The 887-nt window shown below is 46.6% G+C and carries 1 protein-coding gene; it reads right to left on the reverse strand.

The genetic code is table 11. The annotated features are described in order from the left end of the window. On the reverse strand, positions 1–887 hold an 887-nt coding region (gene tuf / locus V7R35_RS17795), incomplete at both ends, for an elongation factor Tu (protein ID WP_334016226.1).

Below are 887 nucleotides of genomic sequence, written 5' to 3' on the forward strand. Positions count from 1 at the left end.
ATCGGAGCAATTAGCTCAACTTTGAATTTAAGGTTGTCACCAGGCATTACCATTTCTACGCCTTCTGGAAGCTCTACAGCACCAGTTACGTCAGTTGTACGGAAGTAGAACTGTGGACGGTAGCCTTTGAAGAATGGAGTATGACGGCCACCTTCATCTTTAGATAGTACGTATACTTCTGCTTCGAAGTTAACGTGTGGAGTGATTGAACCAGGCTTAGCTAGTACTTGACCACGCTCAACTTCGTCACGCTTAGTACCACGTAGAAGAACACCAACGTTCTCACCCGCGCGGCCTTCGTCAAGAAGCTTACGGAACATCTCAACACCAGTACAAGTAGTCTTAGTAGTTTCTTTGATACCTACGATTTCTACTTCTTCACCAACTTTAACGATACCTTGCTCTACACGACCAGTTACAACAGTACCACGGCCTGAGATTGAGAATACGTCTTCGATTGGAAGGATGAACGGCTTGTCGATTGCACGCTCTGGCTCTGGGATGTATGAATCAAGCGCTTCACCAAGCTCGATGATTTTCTTTTCCCACTCTGCGTCGCCTTCAAGCGCTTTAAGAGCTGAACCTTGGATAACTGGTAGGTCATCACCTGGGAATTCGTATTCGTTAAGAAGTTCACGAACTTCCATTTCTACTAGCTCTAGAAGCTCTTCATCGTCAACCATGTCACACTTGTTCATGAATACGATGATGTAAGGAATACCAACCTGACGACCAAGTAGGATGTGCTCACGAGTCTGTGGCATAGGGCCATCAGTCGCAGCAACTACTAGGATACCACCGTCCATCTGAGCAGCACCAGTGATCATGTTTTTAACGTAATCAGCGTGTCCTGGGCAGTCTACGTGTGCGTAGTGACGAGTTGGAGT

It is taken from the genome of Alteromonas sp. S167, assembly GCF_036864375.1.
GTDB lineage: Bacteria > Pseudomonadota > Gammaproteobacteria > Enterobacterales > Alteromonadaceae > Alteromonas.